Origin of the sequence: Sorangium sp. So ce1504, assembly GCF_051521635.1 — a bacterium.
Lineage (GTDB): Bacteria > Myxococcota_A > Polyangia > Polyangiales > Polyangiaceae > Sorangium > Sorangium cellulosum_B.
The window spans coordinates 866979-888517 of sequence record NZ_CP150365.1 but is presented as its reverse complement, the minus strand read 5'-3'; the positions used below and the strand labels follow the sequence as shown (position 1 = coordinate 888517).

The window sequence follows — 21539 nt, the reverse complement described above, 5'->3', positions numbered from 1 at the left end:
GGGCTCATCCGCGTCTCCTCTCGCGGACGGCCCCTCAGAACATCGGCAGCTCGGTGTCCAGCCCGAGGAGCACACGGCCCTGGACCTCGCGCGTGTGCGGGGCGACGAGGGCGTGCTGCGTGACGGCGTGTACGTCGCGGAAGCTGCGCTGAAGAGGGCTCTCCGCGTAGAGCGCCGTGGCGCCGCCCGCCGTGAAGGCCAGATCGACGGCGCGCGCCGCGCCGAGGGCGGCGTTCGTCGCGGCGAGCCGGACGCGCGCCCGCTCCCGCAGCGAGATCGGCCTGCCAGAGACCGCGACGTCCCAGACGGCGCCGACGGCCTCGAAGAGGTAGGCCCTGGCCGCGCCCAGCGTGGCCTCGGCCTCGGCCACGGCGAGCGCCGTCGAGGGCCGCGTCGCGAGCGACGTCGTCATGCCGCTCGGCCGCTTGGTCGCCGCGAGCCGGACCAGCTCATCGATGGCCGCGCGCGCCATCCCGAGCGCGGTCGTCGCGACCGCGCTCGCGAGGAAGCCGAAGAGCGGGAACACGAAGAGAGGCCCTGGATGGGTCGGAGACGTCATCGGGAGCCGGATGCACCGGCTGCTCGGCACGAAGACGTCGACGACCGCGAAATCGTGGCTCCCGGTGCCGGCAAGGCCGGAGACGCTCCACGTATCCAGGATCTCGCACTCCGAGGCGCGGAACATCGGCACGACGGCCTCGGGGACGCCCCCGGGCAGCATGCGCGGGGCCGTCCCGTCGAAGACCACCGCGGTGCCGCCCAGCCAGTCGCAATGATGACAGGCGCTCGCCATCGCCCACCTCCCGGCGACCCGATATCCTCCCTCGACCTCGACGGCGCGCCCGCTCGGCGCGAAGACGCCGGCGGTCACGACATCCGGGCTCGCATGCATCTCTTTGCCCCCCTCCGCCGGGATGTACGCCTCGAACGCGCCGGTCGTGCCGCAGATCATGGCGCACCACCCTGCCGCGCCGTCGGCGCGCGAGAGCTCCTCGATGACCTGCAGCGCCGTGAGGGGGTCGGCCTCGAGCCCGCCCAGCGCGCGCGGACGACACATGCGGAAGATGCCCGACTCCCGGAGCGCCCTCGCGACCGGATCGGGCAAACGGCGCTCGCGCTCTCCCCGCTGGGCGTGCTCCTGGACGAGCGGGACGAGGCTCCGCGCCGCGTCGAGGAGCGACGCGGGGGCGGCAGAGGACATCGTGGTCATGGTGCTCGACTCACCCCTTCCTTGGCGGCTGCGCATAGCGCGCTTCTTCAGCGTAGTACTCGGGGAACCCGACGATCTCCTGGAGCGCCGCGAAGCTCATCCGCGGGTCGGGGTGCCGGCCGGCGCGCAGGGCCGCGAGCGCCTCGCGCATGGCGGCGGCGGCGACCGAGAGCAGGGTGAGCGGATAGGCCGCGATCTTGTAGCCGATCGCCCCGAGCTCGGCCGGCGGCAGCACCGGTGTCCTGCCGTGATCCACCATGTTGGCCATCGTCGGCTTGCGCACCTCGCGGCAGAACGTTCGCATCTCCTCCACGCTCTCGGGCGCCTCCAGAAACACGATGTCTGCCCCGAGATCGGCGAACGCCCGCGCGCGGGCCAGCGCCTCGTCGAAGCCGTGCGTCTGGCGGGCGTCGGTGCGGGCCATGATGAGCACGCCGGCGCCCTCGTCGCGCGCGTCCACGGCGGCCTGGACGCGGGTGAACGCCTCGTCGCGGGGCACGACCTGCTTGCCGCGCGTGTGGCCGCAGCGCTTGGGAGCGACCTGGTCCTCGATCATGACGCAGGCCAGCCCGGCCTGCGCATAACCGCGCACCGTGCGCTTCACGTTCATCGCATTGCCGTAGCCCGTGTCGCCGTCGCCGAGCACCGGAATCGACACGGCGCCGGAGATCGCCCGCGCCTGATCGACCATCTCACCATACGAGATGAGCCCCGTGTCGGGCGCGCCGAGGCGCGCGGCGGAGACCGCGAAGCCGCTCATGAACGAGAGCGAGAAGCCGGCCTGCTCGATCAGCCGCGCCGACAGCGCGTCGAAGCAGCAAGGCATGACGAGGAGGCCGGGCGAGGCGAGCAGATCGCGGAGCTTCTGAGCGGGGGACACGGCGGGGACGATACCGCGATCGGCTGCCCGTGAGGCAAGCGCGAAGGGCCGGGCGCACGGACGCCCCGGGGCTCGGCGCCCTGGACGCCTATGCGCGCTGGCTGGAGCGGCTCCTGGACGAGCTGGGGTTCTCCAGCGCGTGGTGCGTCGGCAACTCCTTCGGCGTCTCGGTCGTATCGAGCTTCGCTAGCCTGTTCGCGGCGCGCTGCCGAGGGCTCGTGTTCGTCAACGGCGTTCCCATCCCCCCGCTGCCGCGCCTCGTCGGCTGGCTCGGAGCGCGGCCGCTGCCCCGCCGGATGCTGCGCGCGTTGATGCGGAAGCAGACCTATGGCCCGCGGGTCCTGAGCCGCGCCTACGCCGATCCCGGCCGCGCCCCGGCTGCCCTGCGGGACGTCCTGGAGAGCGCCAATCCACCTCAGCTGGAGGCGGTGCTCGACGCCGCCATCCACGGAGGTCCCAGGGCCCCGCTCAGCCTGAATCCCCTCCTCGTCTGGGGCGAGGCGGACCAGCTCCTCGGCAACAGCGCGGACGACGCGAAGAAGCTTCACGCTTCGCTGCCGGGGTCGCATCTCACCTTCATCCCGGCGACAGGGCACATGCCGCAGGTGGAGAACCCCGAGGCGTTCGTCGACGCGGTGTCGCGGTTCATCGAGGCGCGCGCGACCGCCGCCCGTCCGCGCGGCTTCGGCGGCCAGGCCAGCCCGGGCGCGTGAGCGCCTGGGGTGCACGGGCGCATCGCCCTCAGGGCATCGTGGTGACCCGAGCGCGCTTTCCGAGCTGGACCGCAGCGTAGAGCAGATAGAGCCCAGCGATCCCGACGAGCACGTAGATGATGCGGCTGAGCGCGCTGAGCCTGCCGAAGAGCGCGGCGACCACGTCGAACTCGAACAGCCCGACGAACCCCCAGTTGACGGCGCCGATCACGACGAGCGTGATTGCCGCCCACGTTAGCCCTGAGATCCCACGGTTGACCTGCTCCATGACCGCGGCAGAAGCACGCGCCGCGCCGCGCGATGCGTGCACCGCGCGCCCGCTGCGGCGCGACCGCGCGTCGCGCTGACGCCGCCGGCCCGCCTCGCCGTGCTGACGCCGCCGGCGCGCCGCGCCCGTCAGGCCGCGGCGCTCACGCCGGCGTGACGTCGAGCAGGGAGGGCAGGATCGCGCCGGAGCCGCCGGTGAACACGACATCGCAGAGGCCGGAGATCGCGCTCGGCTCGACGTTGACCTCGGCGATGAGGGCGCCGTGGCGCTTGGCCATGGGGACGAAACCGGCGGCGGGATACACCACGGCCGACGTACCGACGACGAGCAGGAGATCGCAGCCCTCGACGCCGGCGGCCGCCGCGGCGAGATCGCTCTCCTGGAGGGCCTCGCCGAACCAGACCACGTGCGGGCGAAGGACGCCGCCGCAGCCGCAGCGCGGCAGCTCCGCCGCCGTGAAGCGGCGGGCGGGGGCTTCCGGATCGGGGGAGCCGCTGCCCGCGAAGGCGGGCGTGATGGGCACGTCGCGGTTCTCGGTCACGCTCCCGCACGAGAGACAGCGCACCTGCCACAGCGAGCCGTGGAGGCGCACCGGGCTCCGGGAGCCCGCCTGCTCGTGCAGGCCGTCGATGTTCTGGGTGATCAGGGTGAAGACCCTGCCGGCCTCCCGCCACCGCGCCTCCAACTGCGCCAGCGCGTGATGACCCGGGTTCGGGGCGCAGCCGAGGGCGCGCTCCCGGCGGTGATTGTAGAACTCCCAGACGAGGCCCGGATCGCGCCGCCACGCCTCGGGCGAGGCGAGGCTCGTCGCCTCGTAACGCCGCCACAGCCCCCCAGCGCCGCGGAACGTGGGGATACCCGACTCCGCCGAGACGCCTGCGCCGGTCAGGACGGCGATCTTCCTGGCGCGGCACAGGGTGGACTGGAAGCGCTCGCGGCTCGTTTCGCTCATCACGGACCCCTGAGGATAGATCGAGAGGGAGGCGGGCGGAGGACCCGACCCGAGCTCCCGTCGATTTCGGGTGTAAGCCGGCCGAGACGACCGCGTTTCCCTGGCACTCGGACGCGCCGAGCCCCGCCACAGCGGGCCCCGGCCGCGAGAGCCCCTTCGTCGGCTCGCCGGACGACCGGCGACACGCGGCGTTCACGCAGCAAAAGCGGCGAAGGGCCCGTCTCGCCCGTGGAAAATGCACCATGGGGCAGCCGCGCGTGCGGCCCCCGCAAGGACCTGTGTGTGGCGATCGGCGATGGCCGACCCACGAGAACGTACAGCAGGGATCCGCCCTCGCGATCCCCTTCAAGGAGGACACCTCATGCGCACCCGGCCCCTCGATCTCGTCGCCCCCGCCCTCGTCACCGCGCTGCTCATCGGCTGCGGTGGCTCCACGCCTGCCCCCACGGCGGCGACCGCATCGGCCGCGCCGACCGAGGACCCCGTCGGGCAGGCCATGCAGCCGGAGTTCGACGCGCCGCAAGACGAGGGCCGCACGTCCACCGCCAAGCGCGAGGAGGCCGCGGCGAGCGACGCGGTCGACCGTGACGCCGCGCCCGCGGAGGCCGCGCCGCCGCCGGCCCTGCCCGTGGCGGCCGCCCCTGTGGCGCCCTCGCCGGCCTCGCCGGGGCCCGCGCAGTCACGGGCGACCAAGGCGGGCGCCGCGCCCGGGGCGGACGCGCGCGTCCGCGTGACGGGCGGCGCGCCCGCGCCCAAGAAGGCGCCCACCCCGGCGGCGACCGCCGTGGCGCGCCCCGCGCCCCCGCCCCCGGCCGTCGCCGTCACCGCGCCCGAGCCCCAGGGCAGCGAGACGTACCGGGACTACGGCGTCAACCCGGTCGAGGACCCCGCGAAGGACCGGCTCTCGACGTTCGCGATCGACGTGGACACGGCCTCTTACGCCATCGCGCGCCGCAAGATCATGGATGGCGCGCTGCCCCCGTATCAGGCCGTGCGCGCCGAGGAGTTCCTCAATTACTTCGATTACGGCTACGCGTCGCCCGCGACAGGCCCGTTCGCCGTGCACCTCGCGGCCGCGCCCTCGCCGTTCACGTCGGGCCACCACCTCGTGCGCGTGGCGGTCCAGGGCAAGCGCGTGCCGGTCAAGGAGCGGACCCCGGTGCACCTCGTGTACCTCGTCGACACCAGCGGTTCGATGCAGTCGCCGGACAAGATCGAGCTCGCGAAGAAGAGCCTGAAGATGCTCACCGACACCCTCAAGCCGGGGGACACCGTCGCGCTCTGCACCTACGCGGGCAGCGTGCGAGAGGTGCTCGCGCCGACCGGCATCGAGAGCAAGGGGAAGATCCTCGCGGCGCTCGCCGACCTCACCGCGGGCGGCTCCACCGCCATGTCGAGCGGCATCGATCTCGCGTACAGCCTGGCCGAGCGGACGCTCGTGAAGGGGCACGTCAACCGCGTCATCGTGCTCTCCGACGGAGACGCGAACGTCGGCCCGACCTCCCACGACGAGATCCTGAAGACCATCAAGCGCGCGAGGGACAAGGGGATCACGCTGTCCACCGTCGGCTTCGGCCAGGGCAACTACAAGGATCTCATGATGGAGCAGCTCGCCAACCAGGGCGACGGCAACTACGCCTATATCGACAGCGAGGCGCAGGCGCGGCGGGTCTTCTCCGAGCAGGTCGGCGGGATGCTCCAGGTCATCGCCCGCGACGTGAAGATCCAGGTCGAGTTCGACCCGAGCTTCGTCAAGAGCTACCGGCTCATCGGCTACGAGAACCGCGACGTGGCCGACCGGGACTTCCGGAACGACAAGGTGGACGCCGGCGAGATCGGCGCAGGGCACAGCGTGACGGCCATCTACGACGTCGAGCTCAAGGCCTCCGCGCCGAAGGGCGAGGGCGCGGCGCCGGTCGTCGTGCGCCTCCGCCACAAGGCGCCGCTCGGCTCGAACACGGCCGAGGAGACGCTGGTCAAGATGGCCCCGGGCGCCGTCGCCCCCACCTTCGACGCGGCGCCGGCCGACCTCCGGTTCGCGTCCGCGGTGGCAGGGTTCGCGGAGGTCCTGCGCCACAGCCCGCACGCGCGCTCCTGGAGGCTCGCCGACATCGAGAAGATCGCGAGGGCCGCCGCGTCCAGCAAGGGCGATCAGCAGGAGTTCATCGGCATCATCCGCCGCGCCGGCGCGCTCGCCAATGGCAAGACCGACGCCGTGGCCGTGAACGCCGACTGACGCGCGCGCCGCCTCGTTCGTGGTATGCGGCGGTGATGGGATTGCTCGCGATCTGCGGCTCGATCACCGCCGATCTCATCGGCTACGGCCCGCGGCTGCCGCGCCCCGGCGAGTCGGTGCTGGGCCGCCGCTTCCTCGTCGCGCCGGGCGGCAAGGGCGCGAACCAGGCGGTCGCGGCGGCGCGCTCCGGCGCGCGCGTGCGGCTCGCGGGCGCGCGCGGCGACGACGCGCACGGCGAGCTCTGCGCGGCCGCGCTCGCCGCCGACGGGGTGGAGCTCTCCGCCGTGGCGGTCCACCGCGGCGCGACGACGGGCGTGGCCCTGATCTGCGTCGACGAGGCCGGAGAGAACCAGATCCTCGCGATCCCCGGCGCCAACGCGCTCGTCACGCCGCCCTCGCCGTGCGGGGCCTCGGTCTGGCTCTGCCAGGGCGAGATCCCGGCCGCGGCGATCGACGGCGTGCTCGCGGCAGCGCGGGCCGATGGCGCGCTGTCGATCTGCAATCCGTCGCCCGTCAACGCCATCGATCCCGAGCTCGTCGGCCGGTTCGATCTCGCCGTGGTCAACGAGCTCGAGCACGAGGCGCTGCGCGGCCGCCTCCCGGAGCGCGTGGTGCTCACGCGCGGCGCGCGCGGCGCGGTGCTGCTGCCGTCGGGCGAGGAGTTCCCCGCCCTGCCGGCCCGCGCTGTCGACACGACGGGCGCCGGGGACGCCCTCACGGGCGTGCTCGCCGGGGGGCTCGCGTCCGGGATAGCGATCGAGGCCACACTCCGGTTCGCGATCGCGGCGGCGGGCATGTCGGTCGAGCGCGAGGGGTGTCAGACCTCGTATCCGACGCGCGCCGAGGTGGAGCGCCGCCTCCAGCGCTCCACGGTTCCGTGACGGCCTCTCCTCCCGGCGTCACAGGGCACCTCGCCCATCACGCCCCCTCGCGGCGAGCGCCGCGCCTCCGGGACATGGCGCTGCACCTCGCCTGCAAGGGCGGCTATCCTGGCGGCATGACGAACCTTCGCGGGCCTGCGATAGCAGCGCTCGTCAGCCTCTCGGCCTGCAGCGTCCAGGAGCGCAACTTCGCTGGCGCGGGCGGGTCGGGCGGCGGTGATGGCGCCGGGACGACCGAACATTCCAGCGCGAGCGCCGGCACGAGCGCGACGACCGGCTGCACGCAGGTCGAGGATTGCTTCAATGGCGGCGACGACGACTGCGACGACGCCGTCGACTGCGCGGACTCGGACTGCGCGGAGGGCGCGGTCTGCCTGACGGCCCCCACGAACTTCGAGCTTGGCGTCGTTGTGGACGCGACCGAGCCGTGCCCTGACGGGTTCACCGCGAAGGAGACGCTCCTCTTCCGCGGCCTCTCCGGCAGCGGCTGCGAGGGCTGCGGCTGCACGCCGAACCCCACCGACTGCGCGGCGGATCTCTACCTTTACGCCGACGAGTCGCAGTGCGAGGCCGACGAGGGCGGGACGCGCGGCACGCTCGCGAAGCGGGTCGGGTTCACGTGCGACGCGAAGCCGATCAACAACGGGTTCGTCGACTGGGGCGGCGTGCGCGTGGGCCTCTTCGACGTGATCCAGAGCTGCACCGCGACCGGCACGGCGATCCCCGCGCCGGCGACGTGGACCGAGTCCAGGAAGTTCTGCCACGCGAGCGCCGGCGTGGGCTGCGGCGCCGGCGAGGCCTGCGTCCCGAGGCAGGCCTCGCCGGCGACGCAATGCGCGCTCGTGTCCGGCAGCGCCACCTGCAGCGGCTATGCGCGGCGCGAGAGCGACTGGTTCCGGGGGTACAACGACACCCGGACGTGCTCGTCGTGCTCGTGCACCGCGAGCGGCGGCGACTGCAACTACGTGCGCGTCGAGCTCGGCAACGACTACAGCTGCTTCGATCACGCCCAGATCTCGCAGGGCGGGCGGTACTGCGGGTACGCCTACTCGCCCCCGGCTCACCTCGTCGGCACGCCGACCAGCTCCACCTGCACCGCGCGCACGAACCTCAGCGGCTCGCTGGATCCCACGGGGCAGTCGACGCTCTGCTGCGTCGAGTAGCGGATGCTCGTGCCGCGCGCTCGCAGGCGGCTCCTCGCCGCGCTCTCGGCCGCCGCCGCGGCCGGCGCGCTCGCGGTGGCCGGCTGCGCCGAGCCCGCCGCGGTCCGCGCCGCGCCGGCCTCGCCGCGCAGCGCGGCGTCGACCGGCGCCGGCGACGCGTCCACACCCGCGGGCCCCCCGGCGGCGGGCGCGGGCCCGGCGGCGCCGGCGGCGGGCCCCGAGCGCCGGGCCAGCCTCCATTACCACCTCAACGATCGCGCGTTCCCCTCGCCGCTCATCGACGCCGTCGTGGCGGGCCAGCCGGCCGTGCTGATCGTCGACACCGGCGCCTCCCACCACGTCCTCGCCCGCTGGCTCGCCGACGAGCTCGCGCTGCCCCTCTCGACCGCAGGCGACGTCGCCGTCGACCACGCGGGCAGGCCCCTCGCGGTGTCCCGCCTCGAGGACGCGAGCCTCGCGCTCTCCGGGTGGGGCCGGGTCGAGATCTCCGCGCTGCTCGTCGTCCGCATGCCCGACGTCCTGCAGCGCATCGGCATCGGCGGCATCGTCGCGCCTCAGGAGCTGGCGGGGCCGGGCCGCGCCGTCGTGCTCGACCTGCGCGAGGGCCGGATGACCGAAGCTCCGCGCGACGAGGCCGCACGCACGCTCCGGACGCGGTTCGGCGAGGCCGCCATCGTGGAGCTCGCCCGCTGCGGCGGCCCGAACCAGGGCAGCGAGCTCACCGCCAGGGCGAGCGTCGAGGGGATCGACGTCACGCTGAAGATCGACTCGGGGGCGTCGCAGAGCTCGCTCTTCGCCGTCTCCCCCGCGGGGAAGCGGCTGTCGCGCCGGGCGACCGGCGCCAGGAGCGCCTACGCCGCCTCAGGCAGGCACACCGTTCCCGTCCTTTCGGGCGCTCGCCTCCGGATGGCGGGGTTCGACGCCGCCGCGGATATCGATCTTCTGCCCGGCGAGCGGCGGGCGACCTGTCCGTCGGACGGATTTGCCGGCATGGATGTGCTCCGCACCTGTGTGCTGGTGCTCGCCGAGGACGGCGGCGTCGCGGCCTGCGCCCCGCGGTGACCCGGTGAAGGACCACGCGACGTGCGTTCGGCGCGAGCGCGGCGCGTGATCGACGAGGCGCGCTGCGGCGACCGCGGCGCGGTCAACGAGGCGCCCCGCGGCAACCGCGGCGCGATCGGCGCCGAGCCAGCGGGCGGACCGCCATGCCTCAGCGGAGGCGCGATGCGTCGTGGTAGAAGGGGCGCACGCGTGGACGCCTCTGTCGCCGCGGCGGGGGGGGAGAGATCCGTTCCTCTGCGAGTCCGGGGCGCCCGCGGCGCTCGGGAGGCATCATGACGACAGGTTTCGAGTTCTTGACCCAGGACGACGAGCGGCTGCTGCTGGAGAAGTCGAGCTGCGTCACCTACCGACCGGGCGAACAGATCCTCGAGGAGGGCTCGCGAAGGCAGGGCATCTTCATCGTGCGCAGCGGCCTGGTCGGGGTCGAGGTCGCCCACCTCGGGCGCGGCGTGGCCCTCCGCCAGCTCGGCCCCGGCGCCATCTTCGGCGAGATGTCGTTCCTCGAGAGCGCCGCCGCGAGCGCCTCCGTCGTCGCCCGCGAGGAGTGCACGCTCGACGTCATCGAGGGCCCGTATGTGCACTCGCTCCTCGCCTCCGTCCCCGGGCTCGCGGCGCGCTTCTACCAGTCGCTCGCGATCATGCTCGCCCAGCGCCTCCGCGAGAACACCGCGATGCTCCCGCCGCTCCTCGTCGAGGACGTGCCGCAGGTCAACCGCTTTCACGCCGCGAGGACGGGCCAGGCCGGCACCAACAACATCCCTCCGAAGCTCATCGACACGGTCGAACAGTTCAAGTTCGAGATGATGATCGCCGACAGGATGGTGAAGGAGGCCAAGCAGCCCGAGGCGGAGATCCAGGAGAAGGTGAGCGCCGCGTGCCAGACGATCGTGTCCGCGCTGCGCGAGCACATCGAGCGCGAGCGCCACCTCGAGAAGGGCATCGGCGCCTATGTCTTCCGCGAGACGTTCTCGCTCTTCATGCTGAGCCGCACCGTCGACCGGTGCTACACGAAGCCGCGCGGCTACGCGGGCGACTTCTACACCATCGAGATGATGTACAACGACGAGCCCGCGGGCGACGGCCGCCTCGGCCGCTTCATCGACCAGTGGGGGCTCGCCATCGACGCCTGCCGCGCCGTCAAGAACCGGAGAGGCGTGCTGAGCCGCGCGATCCGGGACGCCTGCAGCGGGCACGCGTCCGGCCCGGTCCACATCACCAGCCTCGCGAGCGGCCCCGCCCGGGAGCTGTTCGACCTCTTCGCGGAGGGGGGCGAGCTGCCCGACATCAAGGCGACGTGCATCGATATCGACAACCAGGCCCTCGCCTACGCCGCCGGCATCGCCGACCAGCTCGGCGTCATGGACCGCTTCAGCTTCGCGCAGGACAACGTGGTGCGGCTGGCCCACGGCCGCGGCAGGACGGTGCTCAAGCCCCAGCACATGATCTACAGCATCGGGCTCACGGACTATCTCCGCGACGACCTGGTCGTGGCCCTCCTCAATTGCATGCACGACAAGCTCCTGCCCGGGGGCGTCGCGGTCGTGGGCAATTTCGGGGTGAACAACCCGAGCAAGGCGTTCATGGACCACGTCCTCGAGTGGGAGCTGATCCACCGCAGCACCGAGGATCTCAGGACGCTATTCGCCCGGTCGAAGTTCGGGAGCACCCCCGTGGAGGTGCTCGCGGAAGAGGCGCAGGTGAACCTGTTCGCCTTCTGCACCAAGTGGTGACTACCTCAGCCAGCGCACTTCGTACTCGCACGTGGGGTGTCCCTCGAAGCGGCACTTCGTGTGGAGGCTCTGGCCGCCGCGCGCGCCCGAGAGCCGGAGCGCGTTCTCCTGCCACGCCGGCACCGCGTCTCTGCAGATCTGGCGCCCCGGGTCGGACTGCGGGTCGACCCCCAGGTAAAGTATCAACCGGAAGAACCGCTCTCCCTCGGCGAGGGGCGCGAGCCGGCCGCCGTTGAAGTACATGCCCCACATCACGCCGGCCTGCCGCATGACGAGCGCGGGCGTGCCGAGCTTGAGCAGCACCTTGTGCGCGAGAGTCAGGTCCTGCTCGGCCACGTAGGCCGCGAGATCGCGGATGACGCCGGACCGGTTGGGCCACCGCGAGATCTCGTCCGCGATCGCGTTCCAGACCGAGATGGGATACCAGCTGTGCGCCGCGAGATCGGGCGCCGTGAAGACCGCCCGCGCAGCGGCGGGCAGCTTGGCGTCCAGGGCGGACATGGCCTGGCTCCCCCACCGCGTCTGCAGGTAGGTCCTCGTGTGCATGAGCGCCGACCCCCGGATCTTCATCGCCAAAGCCGCCCGTCCAGGATAGATGCACCCGGGCGGTGGGGGCCAGCGTGGCGCGCTGCGGGCCGCCGCGCACGGGCGCACACACACCGACGATCGCGCGCGAACGCGCCGCGAGCCCGCCTCCCGCGGCGCACGAGCGCGCTCACTGCAGGCGCTCGGCGGTCGGAGCCGGCGGCGGGGCGTCGCCGGAGCCCTTCGCCCGTCGCGCCTGCGCGGACGCGTCGAGCACGGCGCGCACCGCCTTCGCGAGCTGCGTCGGCGTGTACGGCTTGGCGAGGAAGTGGGCGACCCCGTCGAGCAGATCGGTCTGGAGGAGGGCGTCCTCCGTGTAGCCCGAGGCGTAGAGCACGGGCAGCGGGGCGCGCGCGCGGGCGAGCATCGCCGAGAGCGCGGGGCCGCGCGCGTCCGGCAGGACCACATCGCTCACGAGCAGGTGGATCGGGCCTGGATAGGCGGTCGCGAGCGCGATCGCCTCCTTGCCGCTCCGCGCCGCGAGGACCGAGTAGCCGAAGGAGCGCAGCGCGGCGACGCAGAGCTCGCGCACCTGCGCCTCGTCCTCCACGACGAGCACGGTCTCCACGCCCCCGACGGCGGCCGCGGTCGCCCTCACGGGCTGCTCGCAGGGCACGCCGCGCACGCGCGGGAAGCAGATCGTGAAGCGCGTGCCCTGGCCGGGGGCGCTGGCGAACCCGATGTGGCCGCCGTGCTGCTTCACGATGCCGTGGCACGTCGCGAGCCCGAGGCCCGACCCCTTGCCCGGCTCCTTGGTCGTGAAGAACGGCTCGAACACGTACTTCTGGACGGCGTCGTCGATGCCCTGCCCGGTGTCCGTGACCGTGAGCTCCACGTAGTCGCCGGGCTCGATCTCTGGCCCCCACCCCCCGTCGTCCCCGCCGAGCGCCCTGTTCGCCGTCTCGATCACCAGGCGGCCCCCGCCGGGCATCGCGTCGCGCGCGTTCACGGCCAGGTTCATGAGCAGCTGCTCGAACTGCCCCCGATCGATGTGGATGGGCCAGATCTGGCTCCCCGGCAGCACGACGAGCTCCACGTCCTCGCCCACGAGCGGGCGGAGGAGCGGCTCGACCCCGAAGATCAGCGCGTTCGGGTCGACCACGCTCGGCTGGATCAGCTGCTTGCGCGCAAAGGCGAGCAGCTGCCGCGTGAGCGCCGCGGCCCGCTCCGCGGCGGTGCCGATCTGCGTGAGGTGCTCGGCGACGGGCGACGCCGCCGGCACCTTGCGCACCGCGAGCTCCCTGTGCCCGAAGATCGCGGTGAGCATGTTGTTGAAGTCGTGCGCGACCCCGCCGGCGAGGCGCCCGATCGCCTCGAGCTTCTGGCTGTGCAGGAGCTGCTCCTCGAGGCGCCGGCGCTCGGTGATGTCGAGGCTCGTGCCGACCAGCCCGGTGATCGTCCCGGCGTCGTCCGTGACCAGCTGCGCCGCCATCTGCACGTGGCGCAGCTCCCCGCTGGACGGGCGCACGACGCGGCACTCGACGGGGCTCGCGATGCCGAGCGGCGACGCGGTCTCCGCGCCGCCGAAGACCCGGTGGCGATCCTCGGGGTGGATGAGGCCCGCGAAGAGCTCGAACGTCGGGCGCACCGAGGGATCGACGCCGAGGATGTGGTAGAGCTCCTCGGACCAGCGGATCGTCCGCGACGCGATGTCGTAGGACCAGCTGCCCACGTGGGCGATGCGCTGCGCCTCCTTCAGCATGCGCTCGCTGCGGCGGAGCTCCTGCTCGGCGCGGCGGCGCTCGGTGAGGTCGACGACCGCGCCGAAGAAGCGCGACGGCGGCCCCGCCCCCTCGACGAGGGGCAGGCTGCTCAGCAGGCACTCCCGCACCGTTCCATCCCGGTGGCGCACGCGGAACGCGATCGCGCCCGACCCCTCTCCTGTCTCGTTCGCCAGCTGCAGGCCGGCTTGCAGCCGCTCCCGGTCGTCGGGATGGACGGCCTCGAGAAAGGTCTCCGTCGAGGGCGTATCCGTCTCGGGATCGCGGCCCAGGATCCGGAAGAGCTGCCGCGACCAGATGGTGCTGCTCTGGCCGAGCTCCCAGAGCCAGTTGCCCATCTGCGCCGCCTGCTCGCCCTCGTCGAGCTGCCGCCGCGCCTCCTCGACCAGGGCGGAGCCCCTCGCGCTGCCCGGGTCTCTGGCCGGCGCGTCCGGGCCTCGCGCAGCGGCGCTCCGACCTGGCGCGCGAGCGTGGGCCAGCTCCCGCTCCAGCTCGGCGACGCGCGCGCGGAGCGCGTCCAGCTCACGGCTCCCAGCGGTGCTCATGGCCGTCCCGTTCCTCGCTGGGGCAGAGCGGTGCTCATGGCCGGCCATTGTATGCCGCAGGCGGCCCGCCGGGGACTCCTCATTCTGCGGCCCCCGCCTCGGGCGCGCCTGGTTTCCTCGGGGCTCCGCCCCGCTCCGCACCCCGGCGTCCGCTTCGCGGCCGCCTGGTTCTGTCCGTCAGCAATCCCGCCCAGTGATCGCTGACGCACAGAACTAGCTCCGCCGGCGCAGGAGCAGCGTTCGCGTGATCTCCACGACCTTTTCCTTCACCCTGCCCTCGGCCTTGCCGAGCTCGGGTGTGAACAGGTCGGCGCCCTGCTCGATCAGGGCGCGCGGCGGCGTGTTCTTCACGCCGACGATCCGGAAGGTGACGCTCCCGGCGCCGCTCTTGGCCTCTTCCCTGGCGATCACCTTCGACGCGGCGAACAGCGTGTCGCCCGCGAGCACGCCGCTCGGGTGCGCCCCCTCGTCGAGGCCGAGGTCCCAGACGCCGCACCCGGCCGTGTCGCGGCTCGAGAGCGCGAGCACCCAGGACAGCACGAGCCCCCCGTGGACGACCCGCGTCTTCGCGAAGGAGCTCGACCTGGAGTACTGCTCGTCCACGTGCAGCGGGTGGGAGTTGCGCAGGAGGGTCGCGAGCTGCATGTGCTCGCTGTCCCCGATGGTCCTGCCGACCTCGTGGGTGATCACGTCGCCGACCTCGAAGTCGTCCCACGCGCAGGCGAAGCCGCCCTGGCGCGCCGGCGGCGGCAGCGGGCCGTCGAGCTCCTCCGGGAGGCGCGCCGGCTGCGCGTCCGGCTGCGCGACCGCGTGCGGCGCGTCCGCGGGGCGCTCCGCGACGCGGCCAGGGGGCACGAGCGCCTTGCGCTCGAACGAGCAGACGAGCAGCCCGTCCTGGTTCACCACCTGGGTCCTGACGTGCACGACGCCCTTGTCCCCCGTCGAGACCGGCTTCTTGCCGATGACCAGCGAGCTCGCGCGCAGCGTGTCCCCCGGATAGCAGGCCGCCGGGAACCGGACGTCGGTGTAGGCGAGGTGCGCGATCGCCTGCTCGCTCACGTCGTGCACGCTGAAGGAGATCCCGAGGTTGAGGAGCAAGAGCGGGCTCACCGGCCTGTCCCTGAGCCCCACCGACCGGGCCGCGACGCGGCTGGCGTAGGTCGGGATCGCGTCCTGGAACGAGGCAGCGAAGAGCGCGAGCATCCCCTCGTCCACGGTGACGTCCCAGGGGTGGGCATACACCGCGCCGACCGTGAAATCGTCGAGCTTGCGGCCGTAGCGAGGAGAGCGGACGCGGACCATCGGTCCGCGCGATCATGGCACAGGCGCGCTCGGCTGACGACGGCGCGCACGCGCGCCGCGCCTCCGCGCCGCGCCCACCACGCCACACCGCGCCTCTGCGCACGCGCTCGCTCGCTGGCTCACGCGCCCGGCCGCCCGTTCGCGACCCCCTCCGCCCGTGCCTCCGCGCAGCAGCGCGCCGCGGCGGAGCGCGCCTCAGGGCAGCGGCCCTTCGAGCAGGGCGCGCGCGATGCCCTGCGCGAGCACCTCGTGCGGGCCCAGCTGGAAGAAGAGGCTGCGGGCGTCGAGCAGGAGCCTCGCCGCGGTCGAGCTCTCCGCGTAGCCGCTCGCCCCGTGGAGCTGCATGCAGGCGTCGGCCGCGTCCCAGGCCACGCGGCTGGAGAAGAGCTTCGCCATCGCCGACGTGAGCTCGCACGGCTGCCCCGTGTCCGCCACGTGCGCCGCGGCGCGCGTGAGCTGCCGCGCGGCGGCGACGCGCGCGATGAGCCCTCCGAGCCGGTGCGCCACGCGCGGGAAGGAGATGAGCTGCGACCCGAACTGCACGCGCGTCTTCGCCCGCTCGAGCGCGAGCTCCAGCGCGGCCTGCGCCACGCCCACGCCGCACGCGGCCGCGTAGGTGCGGCCGGTCACGAGCGCCCGCTGGATCTGGGCGATCCCCTCGCCCTCGCGCTCGCCGAGCAGGGCCTCGCGGCCGATCTGGAGCCCCTCGATCCGGAGCTCGTAGTGCCCCATGCCGCGCTGCCCGAGCGCCCGCAGCTCGGTCCCGGCGATCCCGGCGTCCGGGAAGTCGGCGCCTGGCGCGCCGCGCCGCTTCGCGATGACGAAGAGGCTCGGCCCGAGCGGCAGCTGCCCTTGTCCTCCCGGCGTCGTGGTCCTCGCGAGGGTGAGCACCAGGTCGGCGCGGGACGCGCCGGTGACCCACGCCTTCTTTCCGATGAGGAGATAGCTGCCGTCGGCCTGGCGCTCGGCGCGCGTGACGACGCGCGCGAGGTCCGACCCGTACGCCGGCTCCGCGAACGCGAGGGCGCAGCGCGCCTCGCCGTTCGCGATGCGCGACAGCCAGGTCCGGCGCTGGAGGTCCGTGCCGGATCGGGCGAGCAGGTCCGACGCGATGGAGGCCGTCATGGTGAGCACGCCGAAGCCGAGCGAGCCGCGCGCGAGCTCCTCGATGGCGGTCGCCATGGCGCCCACGCCGAGCCCGTCGCCCCCGTGCTCGGGCGCGGTGGCGAGCCGGAACACCCCGAACTGCCCCATGCGGCGGACGATCGACTCGGGGATGAGGCCGTTGCGGCGGTGGATCTCGGGGGCGAGCGGCTCGACGAGGCGCTCGACGAAGTCGCGCATGTTGTGCCGGATCCAGCCGATGCGCTCGTCCTCCGCGCCAGCGCTGGCGGGGATGCCGTGCTCGGCGGCCGCGCGCGCGATCGAGGCGACGGCGGCGCCGGAGCCCGCGTCGCGCGCCCACGCCACGACCGCCGGGTGGCCGATCGCCTTGGCGACCTCGTCGTCGCGGAGCTCGAGCTCGCCGAGCGGCGCGATCTCCCCGCCGCCCAGATCGACGCCGCCGCGCAGCGACAGGAGCAGCGCCCCTGCGTGCGCCTCGGCGACGGCCCTGGCCTCCCCGCCGGCCTCGCAGGCCCAGCTCGCGAGCGAGCGGCAGGCCTCGATCTCCGCGTAGAGGTGGGCGAGCGCGTGGGCGGCGACCTGGTGTCGATCGAGCAGCATCCGCGACACGTGCAGCGGCACGGCGGCGCCCGCCCGGACGAAGCTCGCGCTCCTCGGCGCACCCCGGAGGGCGGCGCCCACCGCGCTCCCGACGTCCACCACCCGGTCGCGGAGGCGCCCGCGCGCGACGCGCGCGAGCTGCTCGGCGGAGGTGATCGCCTCGCGCATCCCCCCGGGACTGTCGGCCTCGAGCTTTCGAGAAACGATCGTGGCGTGTTGCTCCCGAATCGTCCTCATCCCACAATCCCCCCGCTCGCGGACTATGACCCACGCCTCGCTTCACGGGACGCAGGACACAGCGCCTTTACACCGCGCCACAGCCACGCTCCCCGCGGCAGACGCGGAAAGGCCCGCCGAGGATGCCACCCCAAACCGCGTTCGTCGAGCCTGGGCGCAGCCTCACTATCGCGAGGCGACAGCGCATTAAGGCCCTCCCTGAATTTGCCTCACATAGGGTTCACGTAGGGTTCACGTCGGCGTCGCGCGTTCCGTCCCGCGGCCCGCAAACAACCCAGCTCCACTCCCGATCATCAGTCTCAGACGTCCCCAGTCCCCCCGACGGCCGCCCCTCTCGGACGCACGTCAGGCCGCCCGAGCCGTTACATGGAGCTCACGGTCGGAAGCGCCGCCGAAGGCCCCCTGCAGACCCGGAGGAGCCTGTCCCCCAGCTCGACGGCCCACGACCGCACGTCGTCCGCCCGCGGGCACTGCGGCACCGCCTCGACCGCGTCCTGGATGAGCCGCTGCAGCAGCCGGGTCGTGCCGGAGAGCCCGAGCTCCAGCGCCGTGTTCGGGCGCCCGAGCGCCCCGTCGCGCCCCGCCGGCTTGCCCATGTCCTCCGGCTTCCCGACCAGGTCGAGCACGTCGTCCGCGACCTGGTACGCCTCGCCGATGCGCTGCCCGAGATCGCCCCAGGCGGCCCCGTCCTGGCCTGCGGAGAGCGCGCCGAGGGTCGCCGCCGCCTCGAAGAGCGCGCCTGTCTTCGCGCGCCGGTAGGCCGAGAGCGGGACCTTCGCCTCCGACTCCCACGCCTGCCCGGCGATGATCCCCTGCGGCATCCCGACGCCGCCCCCGAGCACCTCGAAGAACCGGACCGCCCTGCGCGCGTCGGTCACGCCGCTCGCCATCGCGTGGAAGGCGCCGCGCGCGAGCGCCTCGAAGGCGAGCACGATGAGCTGATCGCCGGCGAGCACCGCGATCGGCTCGCCGAAGGCCCGGTGGACCGACGGCCGGCCGCGCCGGATCGGCGCGTCGTCGAAGCAGGGGAGATCGTCGTGGACCAGCGACGCGCAGTGGATGAGCTCCACCGCCGCCGCCGCCGCCTCGGCGGCCTCCGGCGCGGGATCGCCGTACGCCGAAGCGACGGCCAGGCAGAGCCGCGGCCGGATGCGGGCGCCTCCAGGGAAGACGGCGTGCTGCGTCGCGGCCAGGAGCCCGGGCGGCGACGCGGGCGAGGAGAGCGGCTCGATGGCGGCGAGGAGGACGCGCTCGATCCGGCGATCGAAATCCATGGGGAGCGAGTCTTGGCGAGCCTCAGGAGCTTGTCAATAGTTTGAACATTAGTTAAACAAAGTATAGACAAACCACCTCCGACGCGTACACTCCGACCATGGCGGACAGGAGAGATCGCGTCGTGGTGATCGGCGGGGGTATCGGCGGTCTGACCTCGGCCGCGCTCCTGGCTTCGAGCGGGCTCGACGTGGTGCTACTCGAGCGGGCGCCGCGCGTCGGCGGAAAGATACGCGAGGCGGTCCTCGGGGACCGCCGCGTCGACGTCGGCCCGACGGCGCTCACGATGCGGTGGGTCTTCGACGAGATCTTCGCGTCGCTCGGGCTCCGCTTCGGGGACCACGTGCCGCTCCGCCGGGCCGAGACGCTCGCGCGCCACGCCTGGCCGGACGGCTCGACGCTCGACCTCTTCGCGGACGTCGAGCGCACCGCGGACGCGATCGGCGCGCTCGCGGGGGCGCGGGAGGCGGACGGGTACCGCCGGTTCTGCCGGTACGCGCGCGAGATCTTCGACGTGGTGGAGGCGCCGTTCCTCCGCGCGGAGCGGCCCACGCTCAAGACGATCCTGAGCACGGCGGGCAACCTGGGCCTCGGCGGGATGATGAAGATCGACGGGCACCGCACCCTCCACCGCGCGCTCGGCGACTTCTTCACGGACGCGCGCCTCCTGCAGCTATTCGGGCGTTATGCGACCTACTGCGGCTCGTCGCCGTACCTCGCGCCTGCGACGCTGAGCGTCATCGCGCACGTGGAGCGCGAGGGCCTCTGGCTCCCCGAGGGCGGCATGAGCCGCGTCGCCGAGGCGCTCGCCGCGGCGGCGGCCCGCGCCGGGGCGACGCTGCGCTGCGGCGCGCACGTCGCCGCCATCGAGGAGGGCCGCGGCCGCGCGACGGGCGTCGTGCTCGAGGGCGGCGAGCGCATCGAGGCCGACGCCATCGTGCTGAACGCCGACCCCGCGGCGCTGCGGGCCGGCCTGTTCGGCCAGCGCGCCGCCCGCAAGGCGCCGGGGAGCGAGCCGCGCTCGCTCTCGGCGGTCACCTGGGCGCTCGTGGCCGAGGCGAGCGGCTTCCCCCTCCTCCGGCACAACGTCTTCTTCTCCGGCGACTACGAGGCCGAGTTCCGCGCGCTGTTCGACCGCGCCGAGCTCCCGCGCGACGCCACGGTCTACGTCTGCGCCGAGGACCGCGGCGACGCGCCGGCGCACGAGCCCGGCGGGCCCGAGGCCGGGGCGCGTCCGGGCGCCCAGGGAGGCGGAGAGCGGCTGTTCTTCATCCTCAATGCCCCTGCGACCGGTGATAAACACACCCCCTCATCCACGGAGATCCACGAATGGGAGCAGCGCGTGTTCCAGCAACTGCAGCGGTTCGGCCTCTCGCTGAAGAGCACGGGCGCCTCCCCGGTGGCGACGACGCCGGCGGACTTCGAGCGGATGTTCCCGGCGACGGGAGGCGCGCTGTACGGGCCGGTGTCCCACGGGTGGAACTCGACCTTCGCGCGCCCGGCCTCGCGCTCGAAGCTCCCGGGCCTGTACTTCGCCGGCGGGAGCGCGCACCCCGGGGCGGGCGTGCCGATGGCGGCGCTGAGCGGCCAGCTCGCGGCGCGGAGCGTGATGGAGGACCTCGCTTCGACCTCGAGATCCCGAGCGGCGGCTACGCCTGGTGGTACCTGGACGCGGTGAGCGACGACGGGCAGAGCGCGATCACGATCATCGCGATGCTCGGGAGCGTCTTCTCGCCCTACTACGCCAAGGCGCGATCGCGCGGCGCCGCGGACCCGCTCATGCACTGCGCGATGAACGTCGCGCTGTACGGCGCGCGCGCCGATCGCTGGGCGCTGACCGAGCGGCCGCGGGGCGCGGTCTCCAGGTCGCCGCGGTCGCTCGCCATCGGACCGAGCCTGATGGAGTGGTCCGGGGGTGAGCTTCGCGTCTCCTTCGACGAGATCACGGCGCCTCTGCCCTCCCGGCTCTCGGGGACGGTGCGCCTCCGCCCGTCCGTGCCCGGGCCCGCGGCGGACGGCGCGCACGATGGCGTCGCCCTGGACGGGCGGGGGCTCCACCGCTGGACGCCCATCGCGCCGATCGCGCGGGCCGAGGTCGAGCTCGCGCACCCCTCGCTGCGCTTCTCCGGCAGCGCCTACCTCGACACGAACGCCGGCGACGAGCCGCTCGACCACGCCTTCGAGCGCTGGACCTGGTCGCGCGCGCTCGGCTCGGACGGGATCGCCCTCACCTACGACGTCCGGCGCCGCGACGGCACGCGCATGCTCCTCTCGCCCGCGTTCGACGCGGCGGGCGGCGCGCGCGAGCTCCCGCCGCTCGCCCCGCGGCCGCTCGGCGACACGCGCTGGGGCATGGCGCGGGAGATCGCCGCCGACCCGGGGTCCGCGCCGCGGCTCCTCCGCACCCTCGAGGACACGCCGTTCTACGCGCGCTCCCTCGCTGCCGCGACGTTCGGCGGCAAGCCGGCGACGGTCGTCCACGAGGCCCTCTCGCTCGACCGCTTCGCCAGCCCCTGGGTGCAGCTCCTCCTGCCGTTCCGCATGAGGAGGGCGCGATGACGCTCGCGATCTGGATCGGCACGGCGCTCGCCGCCTTCGCGATCATGGAGGTGTGGGCCGCGCTCCTCCACGGCAAGGTCTGGCACCACGCGCTCTGGCGCATCCACCGCTCCCACCACACGAAGCGGCGCGGCGCCTTCGAGCCGAACGACGCGCTCGCGTTCCTCCACGCCCCGATCGCCGCCGGGCTCATCATCTACGGCTGCGACGGCGCGCCCGGGCCGCTGCGCGAGGCCGCGTTCGGCTTCGGCCTCGGCATGACCGCCTTCGGCCTCGCCTACGTCCTGGTCCACGACGGGCTCGTCCACGGGCGGCTCCCTGTCTCGGGCCTCGCGCGCATCCCGTACCTCGCGCGCGTCCGCGACGCGCACCGCGTCCACCACGGCACCGGAGGCCCGCCGTACGGCCTGTTCCTCGGGCCCCTCGTCCTCGCGCGGCGCGCCGCCGCGGGCGGCCGCGCCCAGCGCTCCGCGCAGCGGGCGGGGTAGAGCTCCAGCG

General features: G+C 73.6%; 18 protein-coding genes. 9 read left to right on the top strand and 9 right to left on the bottom strand.

The window, feature by feature from the left end:
* Window positions 1-34: 34 nt before the first annotated feature.
* Together WMF39_RS03330 and WMF39_RS03325 are read right to left on the bottom strand one after the other, a co-directional pair.
* A complete protein-coding gene (locus WMF39_RS03330) occupies window positions 35-1210 on the bottom strand; it encodes an acyl-CoA dehydrogenase family protein (RefSeq protein ID WP_437744101.1) in 1176 nt (391 codons plus the stop codon).
* Between the two features lie 10 nt (window positions 1211-1220).
* Window positions 1221-2090, bottom strand: a complete 870-nt coding sequence (locus WMF39_RS03325) for an isocitrate lyase/PEP mutase family protein (protein WP_437744100.1) — start codon at window positions 2088-2090, stop codon at window positions 1221-1223.
* 29 nt (window positions 2091-2119) lie between these two features.
* Here WMF39_RS03325 and WMF39_RS03320 point away from each other — a divergent pair, with 29 nt between their 5' ends.
* The gene (locus WMF39_RS03320; RefSeq protein WP_437744099.1) at window positions 2120-2803 is read left to right on the top strand and encodes an alpha/beta fold hydrolase; all 684 of its coding nucleotides are present in this window, start codon (window positions 2120-2122) and stop codon (window positions 2801-2803) included.
* A 28-nt stretch (window positions 2804-2831) separates the two neighbouring features.
* On the opposite strand, the gene WMF39_RS03315 is transcribed toward WMF39_RS03320, so the two are convergent.
* Entirely contained in the window at window positions 2832-3071 is a 240-nt protein-coding gene (locus WMF39_RS03315) for a DUF378 domain-containing protein (RefSeq protein WP_437549382.1), read from the bottom strand.
* Between the two features lie 142 nt (window positions 3072-3213).
* Window positions 3214-4023, bottom strand: a complete 810-nt coding sequence (locus WMF39_RS03310; RefSeq protein WP_437744098.1) for an SIR2 family NAD-dependent protein deacylase — start codon at window positions 4021-4023, stop codon at window positions 3214-3216.
* 361 nt (window positions 4024-4384) lie between these two features.
* On the opposite strand from WMF39_RS03310, the gene WMF39_RS03305 reads away from it, so the two are divergent.
* From WMF39_RS03305 to WMF39_RS03285, 5 genes are all read left to right on the top strand, one after another.
* Window positions 4385-6259, top strand: coding sequence for a vWA domain-containing protein (locus WMF39_RS03305; RefSeq protein WP_437744097.1), 1875 nt, complete (start codon window positions 4385-4387; stop codon window positions 6257-6259).
* A 35-nt stretch (window positions 6260-6294) separates the two neighbouring features.
* Window positions 6295-7140, top strand: coding sequence for a ribokinase (locus tag WMF39_RS03300; RefSeq protein WP_437744096.1), 846 nt, complete (start codon window positions 6295-6297; stop codon window positions 7138-7140).
* Window positions 7137-8303, top strand: coding sequence for a hypothetical protein (locus WMF39_RS03295; RefSeq protein ID WP_437744095.1), 1167 nt, complete (start codon window positions 7137-7139; stop codon window positions 8301-8303). The genes WMF39_RS03300 and WMF39_RS03295 overlap by 4 nt, the downstream gene beginning before the upstream one ends.
* A 3-nt stretch (window positions 8304-8306) precedes the next feature.
* A complete protein-coding gene (locus tag WMF39_RS03290; RefSeq protein ID WP_437744094.1) occupies window positions 8307-9365 on the top strand; it encodes a retropepsin-like aspartic protease in 1059 nt (352 codons plus the stop codon).
* A gap of 272 nt (window positions 9366-9637) precedes the next feature.
* Window positions 9638-11095, top strand: a complete 1458-nt coding sequence (locus tag WMF39_RS03285) for a cyclic nucleotide-binding domain-containing protein (RefSeq protein ID WP_437744093.1) — start codon at window positions 9638-9640, stop codon at window positions 11093-11095.
* Here WMF39_RS03285 and WMF39_RS03280 read toward each other — a convergent pair whose 3' ends face one another.
* From WMF39_RS03280 to WMF39_RS03260, 5 genes are all read right to left on the bottom strand, one after another.
* Window positions 11096-11665, bottom strand: coding sequence for a hypothetical protein (locus WMF39_RS03280; protein WP_193790775.1), 570 nt, complete (start codon window positions 11663-11665; stop codon window positions 11096-11098). It abuts the gene before it with no gap.
* Window positions 11666-11810: 145 nt separating this feature from the next.
* The gene (locus WMF39_RS03275) at window positions 11811-13946 is read right to left on the bottom strand and encodes an ATP-binding protein (protein ID WP_437744092.1); all 2136 of its coding nucleotides are present in this window, start codon (window positions 13944-13946) and stop codon (window positions 11811-11813) included.
* 213 nt (window positions 13947-14159) lie between these two features.
* The gene (locus tag WMF39_RS03270; protein ID WP_012233223.1) at window positions 14160-15248 is read right to left on the bottom strand and encodes a MaoC family dehydratase; all 1089 of its coding nucleotides are present in this window, start codon (window positions 15246-15248) and stop codon (window positions 14160-14162) included.
* Window positions 15249-15443: 195 nt separating this feature from the next.
* Window positions 15444-17210, bottom strand: a complete 1767-nt coding sequence (locus WMF39_RS03265) for an acyl-CoA dehydrogenase family protein (RefSeq protein WP_437744091.1) — start codon at window positions 17208-17210, stop codon at window positions 15444-15446.
* 362 nt (window positions 17211-17572) lie between these two features.
* Window positions 17573-18484, bottom strand: a complete 912-nt coding sequence (locus WMF39_RS03260; protein WP_437744090.1) for a polyprenyl synthetase family protein — start codon at window positions 18482-18484, stop codon at window positions 17573-17575.
* 98 nt (window positions 18485-18582) lie between these two features.
* Here WMF39_RS03260 and crtD point away from each other — a divergent pair, with 98 nt between their 5' ends.
* From crtD to WMF39_RS03245, 3 genes are read left to right on the top strand one after another with little or no spacing between them, the layout of a single operon-like run.
* Window positions 18583-20160: a 1-hydroxycarotenoid 3,4-desaturase CrtD gene (gene crtD, locus WMF39_RS03255; RefSeq protein ID WP_437744089.1), complete on the top strand. Its 1578-nt coding sequence runs from the start codon at window positions 18583-18585 to the stop codon at window positions 20158-20160.
* On the top strand, window positions 20157-21041 hold the full coding sequence (locus tag WMF39_RS03250; RefSeq protein WP_437744088.1) for a carotenoid 1,2-hydratase: 885 nt from the start codon (window positions 20157-20159) through the stop codon (window positions 21039-21041). The genes crtD and WMF39_RS03250 overlap by 4 nt, the downstream gene beginning before the upstream one ends.
* Window positions 21038-21529 carry a beta-carotene hydroxylase gene (locus WMF39_RS03245; protein WP_437744087.1) on the top strand — a complete coding sequence of 164 codons (492 nt, stop codon included), beginning with the start codon at window positions 21038-21040 and terminating at the stop codon, window positions 21527-21529. Before WMF39_RS03250 ends, WMF39_RS03245 begins: the two co-directional genes overlap by 4 nt.
* Window positions 21530-21539: the final 10 nt, after the last annotated feature.

Bases quoted from the DNA above. Each gene is read 5' to 3' on its own strand.
- WMF39_RS03330 (WP_437744101.1), bottom strand. From the start codon at position 1,210: ATGACCACGATGTCCTCTGCCGCCCCCGCGTCGCTCCTCGACGCGGCG.
- WMF39_RS03315 (WP_437549382.1), bottom strand. From the start codon at position 3,071: ATGGAGCAGGTCAACCGTGGGATCTCAGGGCTAACGTGGGCGGCAATC.
- WMF39_RS03310 (WP_437744098.1), bottom strand. From the start codon at position 4,023: ATGAGCGAAACGAGCCGCGAGCGCTTCCAGTCCACCCTGTGCCGCGCC.
- WMF39_RS03305 (WP_437744097.1), top strand. From the start codon at position 4,385: ATGCGCACCCGGCCCCTCGATCTCGTCGCCCCCGCCCTCGTCACCGCG.
- WMF39_RS03300 (WP_437744096.1), top strand. From the start codon at position 6,295: ATGGGATTGCTCGCGATCTGCGGCTCGATCACCGCCGATCTCATCGGC.
- WMF39_RS03290 (WP_437744094.1), top strand. From the start codon at position 8,307: ATGCTCGTGCCGCGCGCTCGCAGGCGGCTCCTCGCCGCGCTCTCGGCC.
- WMF39_RS03285 (WP_437744093.1), top strand. From the start codon at position 9,638: ATGACGACAGGTTTCGAGTTCTTGACCCAGGACGACGAGCGGCTGCTG.
- WMF39_RS03280 (WP_193790775.1), bottom strand. From the start codon at position 11,665: ATGAAGATCCGGGGGTCGGCGCTCATGCACACGAGGACCTACCTGCAG.
- WMF39_RS03275 (WP_437744092.1), bottom strand. From the start codon at position 13,946: ATGAGCACCGCTGGGAGCCGTGAGCTGGACGCGCTCCGCGCGCGCGTC.
- WMF39_RS03270 (WP_012233223.1), bottom strand. From the start codon at position 15,248: ATGGTCCGCGTCCGCTCTCCTCGCTACGGCCGCAAGCTCGACGATTTC.
- WMF39_RS03265 (WP_437744091.1), bottom strand. From the start codon at position 17,210: ATGAGGACGATTCGGGAGCAACACGCCACGATCGTTTCTCGAAAGCTC.
- WMF39_RS03260 (WP_437744090.1), bottom strand. From the start codon at position 18,484: ATGGATTTCGATCGCCGGATCGAGCGCGTCCTCCTCGCCGCCATCGAG.
- crtD (WP_437744089.1), top strand. From the start codon at position 18,583: ATGGCGGACAGGAGAGATCGCGTCGTGGTGATCGGCGGGGGTATCGGC.
- WMF39_RS03245 (WP_437744087.1), top strand. From the start codon at position 21,038: ATGACGCTCGCGATCTGGATCGGCACGGCGCTCGCCGCCTTCGCGATC.